The organism is Entomohabitans teleogrylli (genome assembly GCF_001484765.1).
Taxonomy (GTDB): domain Bacteria; phylum Pseudomonadota; class Gammaproteobacteria; order Enterobacterales; family Enterobacteriaceae; genus Entomohabitans; species Entomohabitans teleogrylli.
This window is the reverse complement of the sequence record NZ_KQ947378.1, coordinates 179,789-200,335: the sequence shown is the minus strand read 5'-3', so window position 1 is coordinate 200,335 and position 20,547 is coordinate 179,789. Positions and strand designations below refer to the sequence as shown.

19 protein-coding genes are annotated in these 20,547 nt (G+C 57.0%); 13 read left to right on the top strand and 6 right to left on the bottom strand.

Translation table 11 applies throughout. The annotated features are described in order from the left end of the window. Positions 1-23: 23 nt before the first annotated feature. The 5 genes from AQ981_RS06500 to AQ981_RS06480 form a co-directional block, all read right to left on the bottom strand. Positions 24-659, bottom strand: coding sequence for a 2-dehydro-3-deoxy-6-phosphogalactonate aldolase (locus tag AQ981_RS06500; RefSeq protein WP_058910944.1), 636 nt, complete (start codon positions 657-659; stop codon positions 24-26). A gap of 10 nt (positions 660-669) precedes the next feature. Continuing rightward, positions 670-1,587: a 2-dehydro-3-deoxygalactonokinase gene (locus tag AQ981_RS06495; RefSeq protein WP_058910943.1), complete on the bottom strand. Its 918-nt coding sequence runs from the start codon at positions 1,585-1,587 to the stop codon at positions 670-672. A gap of 64 nt (positions 1,588-1,651) precedes the next feature. Next, positions 1,652-2,323 (bottom strand): RraA family protein, encoded by a 672-nt coding sequence (locus tag AQ981_RS06490; RefSeq protein ID WP_058910942.1) that lies wholly within the window; start codon positions 2,321-2,323, stop codon positions 1,652-1,654. A gap of 17 nt (positions 2,324-2,340) precedes the next feature. Then, a complete protein-coding gene (locus AQ981_RS06485; protein ID WP_058910941.1) occupies positions 2,341-3,342 on the bottom strand; it encodes a C-terminal binding protein in 1,002 nt (333 codons plus the stop codon). Between the two features lie 195 nt (positions 3,343-3,537). Then, positions 3,538-4,284, bottom strand: a complete 747-nt coding sequence (locus AQ981_RS06480) for a GntR family transcriptional regulator (RefSeq protein ID WP_249226276.1) — start codon at positions 4,282-4,284, stop codon at positions 3,538-3,540. Positions 4,285-4,514: 230 nt separating this feature from the next. Between AQ981_RS06480 and AQ981_RS06475 the strand changes: the two genes are divergently transcribed. From AQ981_RS06475 to AQ981_RS06430, 11 genes are all read left to right on the top strand, one after another. Continuing rightward, positions 4,515-5,537 (top strand): LacI family DNA-binding transcriptional regulator, encoded by a 1,023-nt coding sequence (locus AQ981_RS06475; protein ID WP_058910939.1) that lies wholly within the window; start codon positions 4,515-4,517, stop codon positions 5,535-5,537. Between the two features lie 178 nt (positions 5,538-5,715). Further along, on the top strand, positions 5,716-6,732 hold the full coding sequence (locus AQ981_RS06470) for a TRAP transporter substrate-binding protein (protein ID WP_058910938.1): 1,017 nt from the start codon (positions 5,716-5,718) through the stop codon (positions 6,730-6,732). 89 nt (positions 6,733-6,821) lie between these two features. Next, entirely contained in the window at positions 6,822-7,313 is a 492-nt protein-coding gene (locus AQ981_RS06465) for a TRAP transporter small permease (protein ID WP_058910937.1), read from the top strand. After that, positions 7,310-8,587, top strand: coding sequence for a TRAP transporter large permease (locus tag AQ981_RS06460; protein WP_058910936.1), 1,278 nt, complete (start codon positions 7,310-7,312; stop codon positions 8,585-8,587). Before AQ981_RS06465 ends, AQ981_RS06460 begins: the two co-directional genes overlap by 4 nt. Before the next feature lie 61 nt (positions 8,588-8,648). After that, positions 8,649-9,413, top strand: a complete 765-nt coding sequence (locus AQ981_RS06455; protein WP_058910935.1) for a sugar phosphate isomerase/epimerase family protein — start codon at positions 8,649-8,651, stop codon at positions 9,411-9,413. Positions 9,414-9,415: 2 nt separating this feature from the next. Next, positions 9,416-10,399, top strand: a complete 984-nt coding sequence (locus AQ981_RS06450) for a sugar kinase (RefSeq protein WP_058910934.1) — start codon at positions 9,416-9,418, stop codon at positions 10,397-10,399. Next, positions 10,396-11,376 carry an NAD(P)-dependent oxidoreductase gene (locus AQ981_RS06445; RefSeq protein WP_058910933.1) on the top strand — a complete coding sequence of 327 codons (981 nt, stop codon included), beginning with the start codon at positions 10,396-10,398 and terminating at the stop codon, positions 11,374-11,376. Before AQ981_RS06450 ends, AQ981_RS06445 begins: the two co-directional genes overlap by 4 nt. Before the next feature lie 424 nt (positions 11,377-11,800). Beyond that, positions 11,801-12,562 carry a hypothetical protein gene (locus AQ981_RS06440; protein ID WP_058910932.1) on the top strand — a complete coding sequence of 254 codons (762 nt, stop codon included), beginning with the start codon at positions 11,801-11,803 and terminating at the stop codon, positions 12,560-12,562. Between the two features lie 299 nt (positions 12,563-12,861). Next, a complete protein-coding gene (locus tag AQ981_RS28015; RefSeq protein WP_249226275.1) occupies positions 12,862-13,020 on the top strand; it encodes a hypothetical protein in 159 nt (52 codons plus the stop codon). Between the two features lie 229 nt (positions 13,021-13,249). Continuing rightward, positions 13,250-14,740: an N-acetylglucosamine-specific PTS transporter subunit IIBC gene (gene nagE / locus AQ981_RS06435; protein ID WP_058910931.1), complete on the top strand. Its 1,491-nt coding sequence runs from the start codon at positions 13,250-13,252 to the stop codon at positions 14,738-14,740. 196 nt (positions 14,741-14,936) lie between these two features. Then, complete coding sequence (locus AQ981_RS06430; protein WP_058910930.1) at positions 14,937-16,619, top strand: SgrR family transcriptional regulator; 1,683 nt, start codon at positions 14,937-14,939, stop codon at positions 16,617-16,619. Here the strand turns inward: AQ981_RS06430 and AQ981_RS06425 are convergent. Continuing rightward, on the bottom strand, positions 16,604-17,491 hold the full coding sequence (locus tag AQ981_RS06425; RefSeq protein WP_058910929.1) for a LysR family transcriptional regulator: 888 nt from the start codon (positions 17,489-17,491) through the stop codon (positions 16,604-16,606). The genes AQ981_RS06430 and AQ981_RS06425 overlap by 16 nt on opposite strands. Positions 17,492-17,646: 155 nt before the next feature. Here AQ981_RS06425 and AQ981_RS06420 point away from each other — a divergent pair, with 155 nt between their 5' ends. Both AQ981_RS06420 and idi read left to right on the top strand, forming a co-directional pair. Beyond that, positions 17,647-19,140, top strand: a complete 1,494-nt coding sequence (locus AQ981_RS06420) for a UbiD family decarboxylase (RefSeq protein WP_058910928.1) — start codon at positions 17,647-17,649, stop codon at positions 19,138-19,140. A 379-nt stretch (positions 19,141-19,519) separates the two neighbouring features. Next, a complete protein-coding gene (idi, locus tag AQ981_RS06415; RefSeq protein ID WP_058910927.1) occupies positions 19,520-20,071 on the top strand; it encodes an isopentenyl-diphosphate Delta-isomerase in 552 nt (183 codons plus the stop codon). The last annotated feature ends 476 nt before the right edge of the window (positions 20,072-20,547 follow it).

Genomic DNA, 20,547 nt, shown 5'->3' with positions numbered 1-20,547 from the left:
TGACGATAAAAATAAAGCGTCTGTTATTTAGCAATGACCTCGTCATAAATACTGATAATCCGGCGGGCGTTTTTACTGACCTGCTGCGCACTGTCCCCCGGGCGATATAGCGACGTCCCCATACCAAAGGTTTTCACGCCAATGGCCGCATAATCGGCGAATGAGGTTTCAGAAATCCCGCCCACGGCGCCGATAACCGTCCCACCGGGCAGTACCGACCGGAGCGCGGCGATACCCTTCACTCCCAGTACCGATGCCGGAAAGAATTTCAGGGACGAAGCGCCGGCGCCAAGCGCGGTAAACGCCTCTGTGGCGCTGAACACGCCAGGCATCGTCACCATGTTTTTACGCGCCGCGGCTTCCAGCACCTGAACATTCACATTCGGGCTGACCATCAAACGCCCGCCCACATCGGCAACGCGCTCCACGTCCTGCGGCGTCACCACCGTCCCGGCGCCCGTCAGGATATGCGCGGGCAGAAAATTGACCAGTCGCTCAATGGAGTGAAAGGGCTCCGGCGAATTAAGCGGCACTTCAATCGCCTCAAATCCCGCTTCCGCCAGCGCTTCGCCGATCGCGCACACCTCATCTGGCCGCACGCCGCGCAGGATAGCGACCAGATTGCGGGAAAGCGCCGGCCAGGGAGCTGATATCTGCATAATGAACTCCTTATTTTCCGCACCACGTCAGCTGCGACGCCAGAAATAGCCCCTGACGCACCGCCCTGTCGGCATCAATCTGGATGCAGGATAATCCCGCCAGCGCCAGCGCTTTGCTGTACAGACGTCCCATCGCCCCGGACGCCACCAGCGTGACCGGCGTATCGCCGGAAATGGCGCTGGCCCCGGCGATTTCGGCGCCTATCAGCAAACCGGACAGACGCGCCGCGCTTTCATCCGGCCCGCTATTTTTGAGCAACATCGCCCCGCGGACGCTGAACAACTGCCCGGTTAACGGCTGACCGGACAGCATCTGCATCACGGCATCGCTAAAAGCCGGGTGATTTTCATCCACGCTTTCTGCGGCGTCGCCCAGCGAATAGCGGAGGATGGAATAGCGCGACAGCAGCGCATACAGCTCTCCGGTCAGCCAGGTATCAAAGCGTTCGACGCGGCCGTTAACCAGCCACACCCATTTCGAATGCGTGCCGGGCAAGATAATCAGACCATCGCGCATCTGCTGTTCAAGGATCGCCCCCAGCAGTTGAGTTTCCTCACCGCGCATCACGTTCGGCGTCCCCTCTGTCCGGGATAGCCCCGGCAGAATCCGCACATCGCGCGCAATATCCGTTATCCGCCGCGCGCCGCCGGTAATGGCATATACATCGGCGGGGGTGGCGACATATCCGGCGTCCTGCCATCCCTGACGCGCACCAGCCATGCCGCAAATCATCACCGGCAGATCCGCCGGGGCCTGCAGCGTATCCAGCGCGGCCTCCAGCACCCGGGCAAAGCCCTTTTGTCTGGCGGCGTCCATTCCGTCATCACTGCGGGTTTCCCCCAGGACATTGCCATCGTTATCCACCAGCCAGAGCCGAAAGCGCGAGGTTCCCCAGTCGCTGAGGGCGTAGACAGGTAATCGGTTCATCATTTTCTCCAGTCCGTTAGTGAATGATGGCGGGCGACACAGCGCTTGCCGCCCGCGGCATCAGTCAGATACGGCCAAATTCGGCCAGCAGATCCTCGACGGTTTTCCCCTGTTTCACCCATTCGCGGGTAGCTTCTTCCCTTTCCACCTGTTCTTTCGCCAGTTTCAGCACCTCCGCGGCTTTCTCCTGCGGGATCACCACCACCCCCATCAGATCCGCCACGATAAAGTCGCCGGGTTTCACAACCTGACCGCCCACCGCGATGGGCACATTAATCGACAGCTCTTCTTTACGCCCGGAGAACATGGTGTGGGTGCCGCGCGGGGTAATCGCCCGGGTCCAGACAGGCCAGCCAATATCTTCCAGTTCGTCGGTATCGCGGCCGGCGCCGTCAACGATCATCGCCCGGATACCGCGGTTTTGCGCCAGCCCGCCCATCAGGCCGCCGCACACCGAGGTATTCATATCGCCCCCGGCATCCACCACAATCACATCCCCCGGCAGCCCCATCTCCAGCGCTTTCAGGGGATCGACCAGGTCACCTTTCGACAACTGCACCGTCACCGCCTGGCCGCAGACTTTGGCGCGAAAAGCCGGTTTGATACCGCTGTCCATGACGCCAGTACGATACTGAACATCAGCAAATACCGCAGAGATGGAGTAGCTGTTAAGCAAAGCGTCAAACTGCGCCAGTAACTCAGGGCGGCGGGTAAAGTCATTAAATTCTTTTAACATGATGAATAACCTCTGGATTAACGTTGATTTTTAAGCTTGTCGCCATTAACCGGGAAACGGGGAGTTTTGCCGGTCAGCACGCTGGCGACTTCACTTGCGGCCAGGGTGCGCGCGGCGCGGATAGACTCTTCGGAGTAGTAGGCGGAATGGGGAGTCACCAGTACGCCGGGCAGTGAAAACAGGGGATTATTGGCCGGGGACCAGTTGGCGCGTTTCGCGGGCTCTTCTTCCGGATCGTCCAGCGCGGCGCCGGCGACCCAGCCTTCCGTCAGGGCTGTATACAGCGCCTGGTTATCGATTGTCGGTCCACGTCCGGTATTGACGATCAGCGCCCGGGATTTCATGCGCCGCAGTTCATCCTCGCCGAGGAAGTGACGGGTTTCCGGGGTCATCGGCACCTGCATCATCAGCACATCGGAGCTTGCCAGCAATTCATCTTTCTCGACCTTACGACCACCGTGTTCGGCAATCACACTGGCCGGCAAGAAGGGATCGTAGACCACCACATTGACGCCAAACGCCCGGGCGCGCTGCGCAATCGCCTGGCCAATGCGTCCGAAAGAGACAATGCCCATGGTTTGTCCGCGCAGACGGTATACCGGAGCGCCGGACTGCCAGCGCCAGATGCCGTCATGGGTCGCCTGGTTATAGGCTTTCAGGTTCCGCGCCAGCGCCAGCCACAGACTGACGGCATGATCGGCAACCTCTTCGGTACAATAGTCGCGCACATTGGTGACCAGAATTCCGCGCCGGGTCGCGCTGTCGACATCCACGATATCCACCCCAACCCCGTAGCGGGCGATGACCTGGCAGCGTTCCATGGCGGCGATGGTTTTCGCCCCCACCCGCGCGTACTGGTTCATAATGGCGTCGCAGTCCCGCGCTTCGTGCAGCAGTTCTTCTTCGCTTTTCGCCTGCAGGCCGACGACTTCGGCTCCAATTGGCTCGAGTATCGCGCGCTCAACATCGAGGTTGCCGTAATCGTAATCGGTGATGACTACTTTAAATTTGCCACTCATGGGTTTCTTCCCTCGTAAAAAAGATGGTCATGCAACAGACAAGTCACTTTATTGCGACAAGGAATAACTGATATCTGATATACCAGTCAAAATTAAAAGCGACGATTTGTGACGCGGATAGAATTATTTCGCCGGCGAACGGCTGCGGGAAAAAGGCCAGAACGTGTCTGGCCCGGGGAGGAAATTAGATGTTGATCAATCAGTTATCGCATCAGCCGCAGCGATATCCTCCACGCCGATTTCATAGGTTTCGTGGGTGCGCCCCAGGTGTTGATCCAGTAATGCCAGCAGCGGTTCGAGCTGCCCCTGACGTATGGTTTCAACAATCTGGCAATGTTCCTGAAACGACAGGCTGGTATGGCGGGGCTTAATCGACAGATGAGTACGCAGCGCCGCAATCTTGCCCGCATAGCGCACATAAGAGTTGGTCAGATAGCTGTTATCGCAGAAGTCAAAAAACACCTGGTGGAAATCATTGTCCAGCATCAGGTAGCGGCGCTGATCGCCAGCCTCCAGCGCCGCGCCCATTTTATCCACCACCGCCTGTAGCGCTTGCGCCAGAGCCGCCGGATCGTTCTGCATCGCGATGGCGATCGCCGCAGTCTCCAGCGCCTTACGGAACACACAGATTTCGCGCACTTCTCTGGCGCTCAGGGTGAATACCCGGACCCCGGACTGCGGCTTAATGGTGACCAGCCCCTCGTTACTGAGCTGGGCCAGGGCTTCGCGCACCGGGGTTTTCGAAACATTAAGTTCCGCAGCGATAGTACGTTCGCTGATGGCCGCGCCAAGATGGATATCACCGTTAATAATCTGCTGGCGGATATGCTGTGTTACTTCTGCCGTCAGTGTTTTCGGTCGTTTGAACTCCGTCACCATTTTTTCTCCATGGGTAAGCCTGAATATGGCGCCATAGTAACATTGATGTAGCGGATCAGTCATACCAGATACCAGATGCCTGTCGGTCTTCCGGTAAACACCTCAGCCGGCTCAGACACAGACGATGCAGACAGACGCTAACGCTACGGTCACAGCGGCGATGTAGCGATATCCCCTGGGGCGGGGAAATGGCCGGAAAAGTGTGATTCCGGCCACCGCTCACCGTTTATTCTCTGCACACTCGCCGTTAACTTGTGGTAGCGTCCCCGGATAGCCAGCAACAGGACGGTACTATGTGCAAAGGACTTTCCCCTTCAACCATCCACGATGTCGCCCGGGAAGCCGGGGTGGGGAAAACCAGCGTATCGCGCTACCTGAACGGTGAACAACACCGGCTTTCCGACGCGCTGAAACGGCGTATCAGCGAAGCCATCGCCCGCCTTGACTACCGCCCCAACCAGATGGCCCGCAGCCTGAAAAGCGGCCAGACCCGGATGCTGGGTCTGATCCTCGCCGATGTCACCAACCCGTGGTCGATTGGCATCATGAAAGGCATTGAAGATACCTGCCAGCAGCAGGGATTTACGCTGCTGATGGGTAACGCCGGCAACAGCCCGGCGCTGGTCAAAGAGTACCTGCAGTTATTCACCAGTTACCGCGTCGAAGGGCTGCTGATCAATACCGTTGATTTTCCCCCGCAGGAGTCGCCGGTCCCGCTGTTGCCCGACCTGCCCCGGGTGCTGATCGACAGAAACCTCCCCGGCACCGGCAGCGACTTTGTGGGCCTGCATAACCATGAAGCGGTGCAGGCCGCCTGCCAGCACCTGATCCAGCAACAGTTTGAAGCGATACTGTTTCTCACCGAACCGACCGGCCAGCTCACGCCGCGTATTGAGCGGTTACAGGCATTTCTCGACGTTATGGCCGGTTTCCCGCATCTGACGGCACAAACCGCGCAACTGGCGCTCCACGACGCCCGGGCCATTGAGCAGCAGCTGCGCCAGTTTTGCCAGCAGCAGCGCGGCAAACGCAAAGCGGTGATCGTCAGCAATGGCGCCCTGACGCTGCAGGTGGCGCTGGCGATGAAGCACATTGGCCTGAAATGGGGCGATGACATCGGACTGCTGGGTTTTGATGAACTGGACTGGGTGGATATTGCCGGCACCGGCATCACCACCATACGCCAGCCGGCCTTCCAGATGGGCGCGCTGGCCTGCCAGTTGCTCATCGAACGTATCCACGGAAACGATTGCCATGGGCGTGAAAAACGCTTTTTTGGGGAACTTATCATCCGCCAGTCAACGGTTATTTATTAATACTTCGTCACATTTTTTTACTCTCTGACGTGATCGCTGTGTCAAATGTGAAGGATTTGTTTGGCCAATGGAACCGGTCCCATATAAGTTACCGACTAAGGAAACGACGGCAAAGCATGGAACGCCGCGTTACCGACATTCCCCTCATTTCATGTAGTACAGACGGAAGACTATACATATGAAAGCGAAAACACTCTTTACCTCTACCCTCATCGCTGCCAGTCTGTCCCTGGTGTCTTTTTCCTCTCAGGCGGCAGACATCAGCTCCCGCAACCTGAAAATGCCGATTGTTAACGCCATTGACCATCCGCAGGGCGTCGGCGCCAAAGTGTTTGTCGATGAAATCGCCAAACACACGGATAACAAAATCAAAATTAAAATCTTCCCGAACGGTACGCTGGGCGGCGAACAGCAGGTCGCCTCCGCCATGCAGGGCGGCACTATCGAAATTTCCATGATGTCCCCGGCGCAGATTGTCGGCACTGTTCCGGAATTTATCGTGCTCGACTTCCCGTTCTCGTTCAAAAATGAAGCCCAGGCCGACGCGGTGCTGGACGGCCCGTTTGGCCAGAAACTGATGGACTACATGCCGGGTAAAGGCTGGGTGGGTTTGGCCTATATGGAACAGGGCTACCGCAGTATCAGTAACAACAAGCGCGCCATTCATAAGATTGAGGATGTCAAAGGACTGAAGATCCGTACTATCCTTAACCCGCTGTATGTCGATATGCTGAACGCGCTGGGCGCCAACGCCGTACCAATGCCGATGCCGGAGCTGTACACTGCGCTGGAAACCCGCACCGTTGACGGCCAGGAAAACCCGGAAACCTCGGTAGACGCCAACAAGTTCTACGAAGTACAGAAATACTTCAGCGGCACCCGCCATATCTATAACCCGCAGATGCTGATGGTCAGTAAAAAACTGTGGGACAAACTGTCCGCCGATGAGAAGAAAATCTTCCAGGATGCCGCCATTGTCGCCCGCGATGCCCAGCGCAAATCTGCCCGCGATATGACCGAAATATCCCGTAAGAATCTGATTGCCAACGGTATGGAACTTAACGAACTGGCGCCGGAAGAGATCGACCGCATGCGCGCCGCTGTACAGCCGGTCACCCAGAAATATGCCGAAAAACTGGATCCGGAACTGTTAAAACAATTCCAGGCTGAACTGGAAAGAACAAAAGACCTGTAATTCATCCCGTCCGGGGGCGCGTGCGAACACCAACACCAGGGAACGTTCTGCGCGCCGCCTGCAGGTCCCCGTTCAAGGAGAAAGTCCCCATGGCGACGATAGAAAAATATATCCTCCACCTGATCAATGCCATTATCGTGTTTTGCCTGGCGTCGATGATGTTAATGGTGTTTGTTAACGTCGTTTTACGCTACGGCTTTAACTCGGGCATTACCTTTTCAGAAGAAGTCTCCCGGCTGTTTTTTGTCTGGCTAACATTTCTGGGTGCGATCGCCGCCATGAAAGACGGTACCCATATTCGGGTCGATTCGCTGGTCCAGAAGCTCTCGCCTGCCGGGCAAAAAGCCTGTGCCTTTATTAGCAACGCATTAATTCTCTATGTCTGTTCCTTCCTGCTGGAAGGGGGCTGGCAGCAAACCGTCATCAACATGGACACTGTTTCTCCGGTCACCGGTTGGCCGATGGCGTCGCTGTATATTACCAGCGTCATTGCCAGTATCGGCATCGCGCTATACGCCATTCGCAACATCATTAACCTGTTCCGCAAACAAGACAGCCAGCCAGAGGAGAATAACGTATGACGGTTCTGATTTTCCTCGGCATCCTGCTTGGCGCTATCGCCATTGGCGTGCCTATCTCCTTCGCCCTGTTCCTGAGCGGCGTCGGGCTGATGTGGCACCTGGACTTGTTTGATGCCCAGCTCATCGCCCAGAACGCGGTGGACGGCACCAATAACTTCGTACTGCTGGCAGCGCCGTTCTTTATGCTGGCGGGTGAATTCATGAACGCCGGCGGCCTGTCGCGGCGCATTGTCCGCATGGCGCTGGCGCTGGTCGGCCATATCCGCGGCGGTCTCGGTTATGTAACGGTGTTCGCCGCCATCCTGATGGCCAGCCTTTCCGGCTCAGCGCTGGCGGATACCACCGCGCTGGCAGCGATGCTACTGCCGATGATGCGTGAAGCCGGCTATAACCTCAACCGTTCCGCCGGGCTTATCGCCTGCGGCGGGGTTATCGCCCCGGTCATTCCGCCGAGCATCGGTCTGATCCTGTTCGGCGTTGCCGCACAGGTGTCGATCACCAAGCTGTTTATGGGCGGCATCGTCCCCGGGATCCTGATGGGGGTCAGCATTCTGATAACCTGGTGGTTTGTTTCGCGCCATGACAAGGTAGTAACGTTCGAAAAACCCACCCGCGCCGAAGCCTGTAAAGCCTTTAAAGAAGGCGCCTGGGCGATGGTACTGCCGTTCATCATCCTGTTCGGTCTGAAGTTCGGTATCTTCACCCCCACCGAAGCCGGGGTGGTTGCTGCCGCCTACGCGCTGTTCGTCGGAAAATTCGTCTACAAAGAGCTCCAGTTCCGCGACCTGTTCAAACTGTTCCTCAACGCCGGGAAAATGACGGCCACCGTCATGTTCCTGGTGGGCGGCGCCATGGTCACCTCGTGGCTGATCACTGTTGCCGACCTGCCGGGCGATCTGATTGTCATGCTGGAACCGTTTATGGAACATCCGACCATCTTCCTGCTGGTGCTGGTTACCCTGCTGTTTGTTATCGGGACTGCAATGGACCAGACGCCAATCATCCTGATTCTGGCGCCGGTACTGATGCCGGTGGTGAAAGCGGTGGGCATCGACCCGGTGTACTTTGGGGTCATCTTCGTGATGATTACCGCGCTGGGACTGATAACCCCGCCAGTGGGCACCTCCCTGAACGCGGTGTGCGGGGTGGGTAAACTGAAGATAGGCGCGGTGACGGTGGGTATGATGCCATTCCTGATGGCGGAATTCCTGGTGGTGATCCTGCTGATTATCTTCCCGCAGATTATCCTCGCGCCTCTGGCATGGATGAGCTAGCGCGTATCACCGATAAGCCTGGCGGCGCGCAGTTTGCGCCGCCGTAGTCAGGAGACTCCCCATGCAGCCGGCTATTTTTGTCGTGGCGTCAGCCTATGGTTATGCCACCGTGCGCCATTTCGGCGGCCAACAGCCACTGCTGGCGATCGTCGCTGCCAGCGGCGCCGACGGCATTGAGATCCGCCGCGAACTGCTGGACGAAAGCGAACTGGAGGGGCTATCCCGGTTACAGGTTAAAATCGCCGATAACGGTTTGCTGGCCCACTATTCCGCGCCATTGCCGCTGTTTCAGCCGGACGGCAGTCTGAATCCCCAGTTACCTTCGCTGTTTGGCGAAGCGCAGCGCCTCCGCGCCCGGCAGTTAAAGCTCGCGCTGGGACATTTTTCCGCCCGCAGTCTTGACGACCTCGAACCGCTGGCCCGGGCGCTCAACGGCCAGCCGTTCATTCTGACTATCGAAAACGATCAAACGTCTGTCGGAGGCAGCCTGGCGGTGATGAACGCTTTTTTCCACGAAATAGCCGCCCGTTCCCTGCCGGTGAAACATACCTTCGATATGGCAAACTGGTGCTGGGTGGAGCAACCCGCTCTGGAAGCCGCCGCAGCGCTGTGTCACTGGGTGAGCTATATCCACGTTAAGGTCGCGACCTGGCACTACAACCTCTGGCGCGCGACGCCCCCCGATGAGCAGGACGCCTCATGGAAAAACCTGCTGCGCGCGCTGCCCCGGGACGTTCCGCGGGGTATTGAATATCCGCTGGCCGGCAGCAACCTCGCCGCCGTCACCCGCCATCACGTTGAGCTTTTAAGGAGTACATCACTGTGACTATGAAGCTGGTTTCTCCGCCCCGAACGGACGATACGCTGGATCTGGTAACCATTGGCGAAGCGATGGCCATGTTTGTCGCCCGGGAGTATGGCGATCTGGCCGAAGTGGAGCATTTCATCAAACGCATCGCCGGCGCGGAGCTGAACGTCGCCACCGGCATCGCCCGTCTCGGCCTGCGCGCCGGCTGGGTCAGCCGGGTGGGCAACGATGCCTTTGGCCGCTATGTCCTGAACTGCCTGGAGAAAGAAGGTATCGACCACCGCCAGGTCACGGTCGATTCCGGCTACGCTACTGGCTTTCAGATCAAATCGCTGGAAAAAAATGGAATCGATCCCATTGTGCAGTATTTCCGTAAGAACTCCGCCGCCAGCCATCTTTCAGTAGCGGATTTCTCCGCCGACTACTTCCTCCGGGCCCGCCATCTGCATCTGACCGGCGTGGCGGCCGCGCTCTCGCCCGAGGTCCTGGCGCTATGCCATCACGCGGCGGACGCCGCCCTCGCCGCCGGAAGAACCCTCTCTTTCGACCCCAACCTGCGGCCGGTATTGTGGCCGGATACCCCGACGATGGTAGAAACCCTGAACGCGCTGGCGTTTAAAGCGGATTTGGTCCTGCCGGGATTGCAGGAAGGCAAACTCCTCACCGGCCACGATGCGCCGCAGGCCATCGCCGACTTTTATCTCGAGCAGGGCGTCAAAGCGGTGGTCATCAAACTTGGGCCGCAGGGGGCATGGTTTAAATCGGCATCCGGAGAACAGGCAACCATCCCCGGATTTCCGGTCGCCCATGTCGTCGATACCGTCGGCGCCGGCGACGGCTTTGCCGTTGGGGTGCTGAGTGCACTACTGGAAGGCAAAGCGCCCGGAGATGCGTTGCGACGCGGTAACCTGATTGGCTCGCTGGCAGTCCAGGTACAGGGCGACAGCGAAGGTTTGCCGAACCGGGAGCAGCTCGCCGCCCATGAACAGGAGGAAATATCATGAAGCCAGCAATCGTATTGTACAAACGCATCCCGGAAGATTTGCGCCAGCGGCTGGATGCCCATTTCGAAGTGCGTTTTTTTGACGGCATCAACGACGCCAACCGCAGCGCGGTGCAGGCGGCGCTACAGGACGCCCGGGGAATGATCGGCGCCAGCGCGCCGGTACGCGCCGGTCTTCTCGACTGTGCGCCGCAGCTACAGGCCATTTCCACAATTTCAGTGGGTGTCGATCAGTTCGATCCCGACGACCTGACCCGCCGCGGGATCCTGCTGATGCACACCCCCACCGTCCTCACGGAAACCACCGCTGATACCATTTTCATGCTATTGATGATGACCGCTCGCCGCGCCGGCGAACTGGCGGAGTGGGTGAAAGCCGGACACTGGAAGCGCAGCATTGACGCGACGATGTACGGCGTCGATGTCCACCACAAAACGATCGGCATTATCGGTATGGGGCGTATCGGCGCCGCACTGGCTCGCCGGGCGCACGGCGGATTCGCCATGCGGGTGTTGTACGTAAACGAAACCGCTAATCAACAGGTCGAACAACAATACGACGCGCGCCGCTGCTCGCTGGATGAGTTGCTGGCGCAGTCCGATTTTGTCTGCCTGACGCTGCCTCTGACGCCGCAGACCGAGAAAATGATCGACGCCCGTCGTCTGGCGCAAATGAAACCCGGCGCGATTCTGGTTAATGGCGCCCGGGGGAAAATCGTCAACCAGCAAGACTTAATTGACGCCCTGAAAAAAGAGATTATCCGCGGCGCCGGGCTGGACGTCTTTGAACAGGAGCCGCTGCCCGCTGACAGCGAGCTGCTCCGGTTGCCTGGCGTTGTCGCCCTGCCGCATATTGGCTCGGCGACCCATGAAACCCGCTACAACATGGCCGCCTGCGCCGTCGATAATCTGATTACCGCGCTGACCGGTACCGTCACGCACAACGGCTATAACCTGCATCAACTGACGCAGCGCTAAGCCGCAGTTTAACCAGCCAGCCCGCCTCCGGGCTGGCCAGGCCGGCTATCGGGTCGCCGGAAATTCAGATATTACCAGAAGCGAAAAAACCATAATTATTATTTATATTTATTCAGTGGCGGCTATAAATAAAGATCGAGATCTATTCCTAAAAACACCTGTAAAATACTACTTTAATACCCGCCATCAATTCTGCGCTATCCGGCAAAGCATCCTATTCTCATTAATAATCAATCAACTAAAAGTCACTGCGTGATACTTACCAGAAAACCTGATAGTTGTTTTTTTATTATTTAAATTCTGCTATAACTCCTTCCCCTTTTCGGACAAAATTATACCTCTGTTATCATTTTGGATTTTTATACAACCTAATAATAATATTAGCAGATGAAATTGTTCCACTGGTGTACAGGGAGTTACCACCATGTCTTTACCTAATCGATTTTTTTATTCGCTGCCGGAAGCCGCGGAGTTTCTGACCTCCAGGAACTTAAAATGTAGTGTCAATGATTTATTACACTTTGCCGACACCGGCATGCTGGAAGTTTGTACGCCGGTATCAGGATACTGGCGCTCGACGACAGGAACTTCCGGCCTGGATTACCGCGAATCCGTCTTTCTCCCCCATCCGGATTTCTCCTGGCACTATCCATTTTCGATACCCGATAATTATCAGATCGATGATTTAGAGCTATCAACACGAATTTTATATATATCATCCAAAAAATTACTGGACTTCCCGGATGCCCCGGACCACCAGGCGCCTGAAGCAGCAGCCTGCCGCTATCTTTATATCGATGGCATGATGGCGTTACATAGCCTGCGTAAATCGATGGCCTTTTATGATTTCCTCAAACAAGGCCTTGCGCCGGCGGCCAATTTTATCTATGCCTGCCCGAGAAATATCGGAAAAGCAACAGACACCCAGACCTTCCCAAAGCTCAACTTTAACCTGGTGCCATTTAGTATTGAATTTGCCGACCTGTTTATCACCGACAGCGAAATACGCCTGTTGATGAATGGTGGTAAAGAGTTCACCAGTGATTTTACCGGCCGGGAACGCACTTACTGGCTGCCTTTTCTGGCCCGCCATTCTGTTTCCCGCCAGGATATCATCGCCCGGGGGAAAAACGTCCACGCTTTTTACCGTGATACCAGCAACCCATCAGTAACAGACCTGCTTTAACCGGTGGCGCCGGTCGTCACAGACGGCCGGCCATTCACTGCGCTCCCATGTTTAATCCGGGGTTATTACGCTGCAAAGTATTGGCCGTAACGACACTGCCACGGATAAAACAGGAACAGTTTAATAAAACGCTCCTCGTTTACTTCCGGTTAATCAATATACTTATCATCACAGGTCAGGTTACCGATACGTTTCCTGATTAATCCCCTCCTCATCACAGGGCCGGTTGCGAAATAAAGGCGGCGCTTCAGCCCTGAAGCAGGAGTTAAGCACATAATTCACGTCAATGGAGGTGGAAAATGACAGGCTTCCGACAGGAAATCGACTATCTGCGTCACTATTTTCAGCGCGTACAGCATATTGAAAAACCGCTCTTCGCCTGGCTATGGCTCAGCCCGGAACAGCGTATTGAACGATTAACTGAATTAATGTCGCCAACGGTAAAAAAACGCCGCTAATATATTTAGCAGACATATAAATTAATTATTCAAATCAGATTTATATATGTATTAAACCCAAAATCGTTTTTATATTTGTTCCTTGTTTTTACTTTAAGTAAAAAATCAATATGCCCGAAGTTATTTTTTTGCAAACTACATCACTAAATTTAATTTCGGGTATTTATTTCTCTTACTGATGCGATTAATTTTCGACGTGAATTAAGTACCTTTACAGGATCCATCGCTAATGAACGTATTCAGTTACCTGCAACGTCTGGGTAAAGCCCTGATGTTACCCATCGCCACGCTTCCGGTGGCCGCGATTCTGCTCCGTCTCGGCCAGCCGGACGTTTTAAATATCCCGTTTATCGCCAGCGCTGGCGGCGGTATCTTTGACAGTCTGCCGTTATTGTTTGCACTGGGGATCGCTATCGGTCTGGCCAAAGATAACGCCGGCGCCGCCGCGCTGGCTGGCGCCGTCGGTTTTCTGGTGCTGACCAAAGCCACTGCGGTGATTGATTCCACCATCAATATGTCTTTCTTTGCCGGCATTATCGCCGGTATTGTGGCGGACCATTGTTACAACCGTTTCTCCGACACCAAACTGCCGGATTTTCTGGCATTCTTTGCCGGTAAACGCCTGGTGCCGATCATGACCGGGCTGATCTGCCTGTTGCTGGCGTGGATTTGCGGTCATATCTGGCCTGCCGTACAGCACGGTATCGACCACTTCAGCCTGATGGTCTCCAGAAGCGGTGAAACCGGCTGGTTTGTGTACGGTATTCTCAACCGGGCGCTGATCCCGTTTGGTCTGCACTATATTCTGCACTCGGTATTCTGGTTCAGCCTCGGTGATTGCCTGAAAGTCACCTACGATCTGGGCGGCGCGATGCACAATATCTGCCTGGCGCCGGAGGTGGTGAAAGGTTTAACCGTCGGTGGCATGGTGCCGGGGATTGATGGTTCGGCGATTAGCCAAATCGCCAGCGAAATGACCCGCGGCGATCTGAACCGTTTCTTTGCCGGCGATCCCCATGCCGGGGTCTATATGGCATGGGCCTATCCTGTCTTTATGGGCGGCCTGCCGGGTGCTGCGCTGGCGATGTATTTCGCCGCGCCAAAAACACGCCGCCCGCTGATTGGCGGTATGCTGCTCTCCGTGGCGCTGACCGCGTTCCTGACCGGTATCACCGAACCGCTGGAGTTCTCCTTCCTGTTCCTCGCGCCGGGACTGTATGCGCTGCATGCCATTCTGGCCGGCGTCAGCATGGTAATCGTCAATAGCCTGGGGATTCTGCACGGTTTTGGTTTCTCCGCCGGGCTGATCGACCTGGTGCTGAACTGGGGTCTGGCTACCCGACCGTGGATGCTGATTCCGCTGATTGCGGTATTCTTCGCGATCTACTTCGTCTGCTTCTCGCTGGCGATCCGCTTCTTTAACCTGAAAACCCCGGGCCGTGAAACGCAGGATACCCTGGCGCAAAGCGTGACGGATGACGATATCACCATTGAGCGCTATATCACCGCGCTGGGCGGCAAAGACAATCTGCGATCCGTGGACGCCTGCATTACCCGCCTGCGTCTCACCCTGGCCGACAACCGCCGCCTGGATGAAGCGACCCTGAAAACGCTCGGCGCCAAAGGGGTGCTAAAAATCGGTACCCAGAGCGCCCAGGTGATCCTGGGTCCGCAGGCGGAAGGCATCGCCCAGCGAATCCGCAACCATACCGGTTTGTAATTCAGCAGGGAAACCGTCACGACGGTTTTCCCTTTATTGCGCCTGGCTCAGCGAACCTATTCATTACACGCCCTGCGCGATTTCATGGCCTGGGAGATAAACAGGAACAGTTTGTGCATTGCAGCCTTATTTGTTCCTGTTTAAAACGTACACTTAAAACAAAACAGCCCGGCCAATATTCACCCGGAGGTTAACGATGCGTCAGTTGCAGAAAGTTCGCCAGTACCAGCGCCTGCTCGACCGTTTCGGTAACCAGGAAACCCACACCACGCTCAGTGAGCTGGCCGAGATCCTGATTTGCAGCGAACGCCACGTACGCACGCTTATCAAGCAGCTCAGCGCCAGCGGCTGGTTGAGCTGGCAGGCCAGCCCGGGCCGCGGTCATCGCGCGCGACTCCAGTGCCAAATGCCGGCCAGCAGCCTGAGCGTATCCCTGATGCAGGTTTGCCTGGCAAAAGGGGATTACCAGAGCGCGCTCCAGTTAGCCGACGGCGATCCCGCCAGCCTGCACCACATTATCGCCCCGTTTCTGGGCGGAAAATGGCTGCAGCACCAGCCAACGTTACGCATCCCCTGGTACCGCAGCCTGGGGACGCCAGCCCCGACACTGGGCGCCCAGCGGGCGGAACGCCACCTGGTCGGCGAGATCCACGCCGGACTGACCCGTTTTATGCCCGGCCACCCGGAGCCGATCGCCGATCTGGCCCATCACTGGCAGTGCGATGCCGCCAGACGCCGCTGGCGTTTCTTCCTGCGCACCGGGCTGCGCTGGCAAAACGGCCAGGGGATTGAGGCGGAGCAGATTCTGGCCGCGCTGCATCAGGCGCTGGTCGATCCGCTGCGTAACCGGGGAACCGAACATATCAGCGACATTCGCCTGAGCCATGAGGATTGCCTGGAGTTCCGTCTTGCCAGCCCTGACGCCCTGCTGGCGCAGCGGATGGCCAGCCCGCTGTGGCGTTTGCCGCACCCGGCGCTGCCGGAAATCGGCGCCGGCCCTTTCAGTATCGCGTCTCACCAGAGCCACTATCTGCGCCTGGAAAAACATCCGTGGTATTTCGCGAACCACCCGCTACTGCATGCCATTGAATTCTGGACCACCTCCGGCGCCGGGGCGCGCTCGCCAGCATTTAAATCCGGGCATATTACCGTTGGTCAGGGTCAGCAAAATCGCCAGCCAGAAACCCGGTCCCAGCCAGGAAAAGGCTTCACCTGGATGATGATCCACCACCGGCACCCGCTGCCGGTGCGCCAGGCGCTGCGCAGTCAGTTGCTGAGCCTGTTTTATCGTGACCTGGCCGCACGCAGCGATCTGGTGCCGGTAAGTCAGTTACTGGATGACCTCGCCATGCCGGCCTTTTCTCCGGCAAATGAGGGCGCACTGCCGACCAGCGCCAGCCTCGCCTGTTACGACACCGCGGAACTACGCCTGCTGGCGGAAAAAATGCAGGCCTGTTGGCGCCGCCAGGGCCGGGAACTGAAGATGTATTTTTATCAACGCCGCGAGTGGTACCAGGCCGGAACACTGGACGGTATGGATATGATTATCGGCGACCACCTGGCGGGAGAGATTCCGGCATTAACCCTGGAGGAGTGGTTCACCCACGATCCCGCCTGGCAGGCGGTGCTCGAACCTGATGTCTGGCTGAAGGGGAAACAACATCTGCTGGCCTGTAGCGCCGATGCCGAAAGTTATCCGCAGCGGATTGCCGATTTCTATCGACCGCTGCTGCATGATGCCCTGTGCACACCGCTATTCCACTACAACTACCAGATCAACGCGCTGGAAAATGTTGAGGACATTACCCTCACCGCCGACGGCTGGTTTGATTTCTCCCGCCTGTGGCTGCCCCCGGCGCCGGCTCAGCGCAGCGGATAGCCGTCGGAGACAATCTCCATCAACTCTTTCACATAGGGGGTCATCGGCGTTTTTACCATCGCCGGGAAAAAGATCTGCGGAGAAGGGAAAACCTCCAGTACATGGCTGTTGTGTAACTGGCTGGCGTCCACCTCGCAACAGGGCAGCAGGGTAGCGCCCTCCAGCCCGGATTCCAGCCAGTCGAGGATCGCTCCGGGCTGGGTAATGTGCATCATCACCTGCGGATGCACGCCTCCCTTACGAAACAGATCGAGCAATATTTCATAAGTCCCGGCATCCCGCGCCCGATGCAGCAGCACCAGCGGATATTTACCCAGCGCCAGATACGGGAAAGGATCCTGCGGTTTTTCCGGCAACAGCTTTTTACTGACCACCGCTACCAGTTTGATCGGATCGAACGCCACAAAATCGTAGCCTTCGCTGCGATAGGGTTTCTGAATCAGCGCAATATCAATTAATCCGTCATTGAGCAACGACTCAAGGTGACTGGAATCCGATACTGAAATACTTAATTCCACCTGTGGATGGCGGCGGTGTAATTCCAGAAACAGCGGCTTAAAGTAACGCTGAAACAGATGAGTCAGGCCAATACGTAATACGCGCACCTCCTGGTGGGCAATCTGAATGGTTTCCTGAGTCGCATCTTCAACCTGGCGTAAAATTTCGCAGGCGCGGCGATACATGTGGTAACCGGCATTGGTCGGTTCAATGCGGTTGCCGTTCCGTACAAACAGCGCCACACCCAGCTCTTCTTCCAGTTCCTGAATCCGCTTGCTGAGCGGCGGCTGCGCCATATTCAGTAGCCGGGCGGCCTGGCTTACCGACCCCTGCTCCACCACCTTGCAGAAATACTTCAGCCTCTTCAGATCCACCGCATCCTCCCGATTTGCTGCCGATGTTTATCCATCATAGCGCACCAGCACCACACTTTTTCGATATGGGCTGCATGACATAAACGGTATTTGTCGCTGTTTTTTCCGGGGAATATATTTCTTATTCCCCCTCCCGGTATCGAGAAAATAACATCATGACCCAGTACGCCGATGAAAAATCGCTGGTCCGCGATATGCGCACCGCGCTGGAACTGCTTAAAACACTGCCCGGCGAATATGTCGAAACCCGGGTGGAAGTCGATCCCCATGCCGAGCTATCCGGGGTATACCGCTATGTCGGCGCCGGCGGCACCTGCCAGCGCCCGACCCGGAAAAACGGCCCGGCGATGGTGTTCCACAACCTCAAAGGCTTTAAAGATATCAGCGTGGCCATCGGGCTTAACGGTTCACGCAAACGCGTCAGCCATTTTCTCAACTGCCCGCCGGAAAAACTCGGTTTCCTGCTGAAAGATTCGGTAAAAAACGCCATCCCGCCGGTGGAAATCGCCGCCAGCGAAGCGGTTTGCCAGCAGGTGGTCCACCTGGCCGACGACCCGAATTTTGACCTGCGTACCCTGTTGCCGGCGCCGACCAATACCGAAGAGGACGCCGGCCCCTATATCACGATGGGTCTGTGCTACGCTTCCGACCCGCAGACCCGGGAGTCGGACATTACCATCCATCGCCTGTGCGTCCAGAGCCGCGATGAACTCTCCATGTGGCTGACGCCAGGACGCCATATTGATGCTTTCCGTATGAAGGCGGAGGCGGCGGGCCAGCCGCTACCGATATCCATCAGTATTGGGGTGGATCCGGCTATCGAAATCGCCGCCTGTTTTGAGCCCCCCACGACCCCGCTGGGGTTCAACGAGCTGAGCATCGCCGGCGCCCTGCGCGGCCACCCGGTAGAGATGGTGAAATGTAAAACTATCGATGAGAAAGCGATTGCCCACGCGGAAATCGTCATTGAAGGCGAACTGCTGCCAAACGTGCGGGTACGCGAAGACCAGAATACCCATACCGGGCGGGCGATGCCGGAATTTCCGGGTTATACCGGGGAAGCCAAAGAAGCGCTTCCGGTAATCAAAGTGAAAGCCGTCACCCATCGCCGCAATCCAGTCTGGCGCACCACGCTCGGCCCGGGCGAAGAACATGTCAATATGGCCGGGATCCCCACGGAAGCCAGTATTCTTGATATGGTGGAACGCGCCATGCCGGGCAAACTGCTCAACGTCTTCGCCCATTCCGCCGGCGGCGGCAAACTGCTGGCGGTGATGCAGTTTAAAAAATCCTCCCCGGTGGATGAAGGACGTCAGCGCCAGGCGGCGCTGCTGGCGTTTTCTGCCTTCTCTGAGCTGAAAAACGTTATCCTGGTGGATGAAGACGTGGACATTTTTGACAGCGATGATGTGCTGTGGGCGATGCAGACCCGCTATCAGGGTGATGTCGATACGGTGTTTATCCCCGGCGTGCGCTGCCATCCCCTCGACCCGTCGCAGATGCCGGAATACAGCCCGTCGATTCTCCAGCAGGGCATGTCCTGTAAAACCATTTTCGACTGCACGGTGCCGTTCCACCTGAAATCGCATTTTGAGCGTTCGAAATTCAAAGCAGTGGACGTCAAACGCTTCCTGACGGATTTCGAATAACGATGTCGGGGAGTTATCGTTTTTTTTCGCTGGCGCTCGCCGTCCACCCGCGCCCGCGCTGCGCCGCTGAAACGTGCCCCACAGCACCCGGCGGGATTCTACCGCGCAAAGTCACCCGGACTGGCGACAGCAGAGGCATGACAAGCGAACATAATGCTGACGGGTCCAGCGGTTAATGGTGCCGCGATGATTTTTAGCGGTCTGCTATGGGTGATGTCGTTCTCCTGGCGATGGAGCACACTGGCTGGCTAACGGCGCCAAAAAATCGCCGCTACAATAGGCTGACAGATACGGCGGATGGGTTGCCCGGTCCGCTGTTTATTGCTCCTGTCAGCCTCGCCTGACCCGCAGCGCCTCCCCCAACCCACGGATGTTAAAGATGATTTCCGAACATGTTGTACTGCTGGATGAACAAGGTCATCCGGCAGGTATTCAGGAAAAAGCGACGGTACATCACACCAGTACTCCCCTGCATCTTGCGTTTTCCTGTTGGGTTTTCAACCAACAGGGTCTGCTATTGCTTACCCGTCGGGCGTTAACCAAAAAGGCCTGGCCCGGGGTATGGACCAATTCAGTATGCGGTCATCCGCAGCAGGGAGAAGCAATGGCAGCGGCAATAGCGCGCCGCTGCCGCTACGAGACCGGGCTGGAGGTCAGTGATATTCAGTCGGTCTACCCGGAATTTCGTTACCGCGCCGTGGACAGCAGCGGGATTGTTGAAAACGAGATTTGCCCGGTGTTCGCCGCCCGGGCGCAGAACGCGATAGCCCCCCGCGCCGACGAGGTGAGTGATTACCGCTGGTTGCCCCTGGAGCAGGTGCTGCAGGCGGTTGAGACCGCGCCCTGGGCGTTGAGCCCGTGGATGGTGATGCAGGCCAGCCACCCGGCGGCGGCGCAGGCGCTGAGGGGGTATCAGGGGGGGAGGGGGTAAGTTTTTTCGTTCAGGCGGTGAGTCTGGAGCGACGCTTTTTTCCGTTCATGGTGTCAGTCGGGAATCTGTCTGATGCACCGCTGTTTTTCCGTTCACTTTATGTCTGGTGCTCTTTGTTAACTCCGGTTATCAGTGAACGGGTCGGGGAGCGTCCCGCTCGCTCCCCGACTCCCCTCGCGGCCCCGCAACGGAAATCGCCGCTTCGCGGTCCCTTCCACTCCCGGCCTTATCCCGCGGACCGGGCATGACTCGATGTCCTGTCTCGGCATGCCCTCCCGGCGCCATCCATGGTGCCTGGTCCTTGTCTCGCGGCCTTCGTTCCAGCGATTTCCAGCGGGGGGATATGCCCCGCTGCCATTTTATTGTCTGGTTTGCAGCATCATTGTCGCGGTAAGACTGGTTTAATTCTTTGAAAAATAGGTGGAAGTCTGCGGGAAGTCTGCGGGAAGTCTGCGGGAAGTCTGCGGGAAGTCTGC

Excerpts from the sequence above, each read along its gene's own strand:
- AQ981_RS28015 (WP_249226275.1), top strand. The coding sequence starts at position 12,862 with ATGACAGGCTTCCGACAGGAAATCGACTATCTGCGTCACTATTTTCAG.
- AQ981_RS06450 (WP_058910934.1), top strand. The coding sequence starts at position 9,416 with ATGAAGCTGGTTTCTCCGCCCCGAACGGACGATACGCTGGATCTGGTA.
- AQ981_RS06430 (WP_058910930.1), top strand. The coding sequence starts at position 14,937 with ATGCGTCAGTTGCAGAAAGTTCGCCAGTACCAGCGCCTGCTCGACCGT.
- nagE (WP_058910931.1), top strand. The coding sequence starts at position 13,250 with ATGAACGTATTCAGTTACCTGCAACGTCTGGGTAAAGCCCTGATGTTA.
- AQ981_RS06475 (WP_058910939.1), top strand. The coding sequence starts at position 4,515 with ATGTGCAAAGGACTTTCCCCTTCAACCATCCACGATGTCGCCCGGGAA.
- AQ981_RS06490 (WP_058910942.1), bottom strand. The coding sequence starts at position 2,323 with ATGTTAAAAGAATTTAATGACTTTACCCGCCGCCCTGAGTTACTGGCG.
- AQ981_RS06445 (WP_058910933.1), top strand. The coding sequence starts at position 10,396 with ATGAAGCCAGCAATCGTATTGTACAAACGCATCCCGGAAGATTTGCGC.
- AQ981_RS06465 (WP_058910937.1), top strand. The coding sequence starts at position 6,822 with ATGGCGACGATAGAAAAATATATCCTCCACCTGATCAATGCCATTATC.
- AQ981_RS06485 (WP_058910941.1), bottom strand. The coding sequence starts at position 3,342 with ATGAGTGGCAAATTTAAAGTAGTCATCACCGATTACGATTACGGCAAC.
- AQ981_RS06420 (WP_058910928.1), top strand. The coding sequence starts at position 17,647 with ATGACCCAGTACGCCGATGAAAAATCGCTGGTCCGCGATATGCGCACC.
- AQ981_RS06460 (WP_058910936.1), top strand. The coding sequence starts at position 7,310 with ATGACGGTTCTGATTTTCCTCGGCATCCTGCTTGGCGCTATCGCCATT.
- AQ981_RS06480 (WP_249226276.1), bottom strand. The coding sequence starts at position 4,284 with ATGACTGATCCGCTACATCAATGTTACTATGGCGCCATATTCAGGCTT.
- AQ981_RS06470 (WP_058910938.1), top strand. The coding sequence starts at position 5,716 with ATGAAAGCGAAAACACTCTTTACCTCTACCCTCATCGCTGCCAGTCTG.
- AQ981_RS06440 (WP_058910932.1), top strand. The coding sequence starts at position 11,801 with ATGTCTTTACCTAATCGATTTTTTTATTCGCTGCCGGAAGCCGCGGAG.
- AQ981_RS06495 (WP_058910943.1), bottom strand. The coding sequence starts at position 1,587 with ATGAACCGATTACCTGTCTACGCCCTCAGCGACTGGGGAACCTCGCGC.
- AQ981_RS06500 (WP_058910944.1), bottom strand. The coding sequence starts at position 659 with ATGCAGATATCAGCTCCCTGGCCGGCGCTTTCCCGCAATCTGGTCGCT.
- AQ981_RS06455 (WP_058910935.1), top strand. The coding sequence starts at position 8,649 with ATGCAGCCGGCTATTTTTGTCGTGGCGTCAGCCTATGGTTATGCCACC.
- idi (WP_058910927.1), top strand. The coding sequence starts at position 19,520 with ATGATTTCCGAACATGTTGTACTGCTGGATGAACAAGGTCATCCGGCA.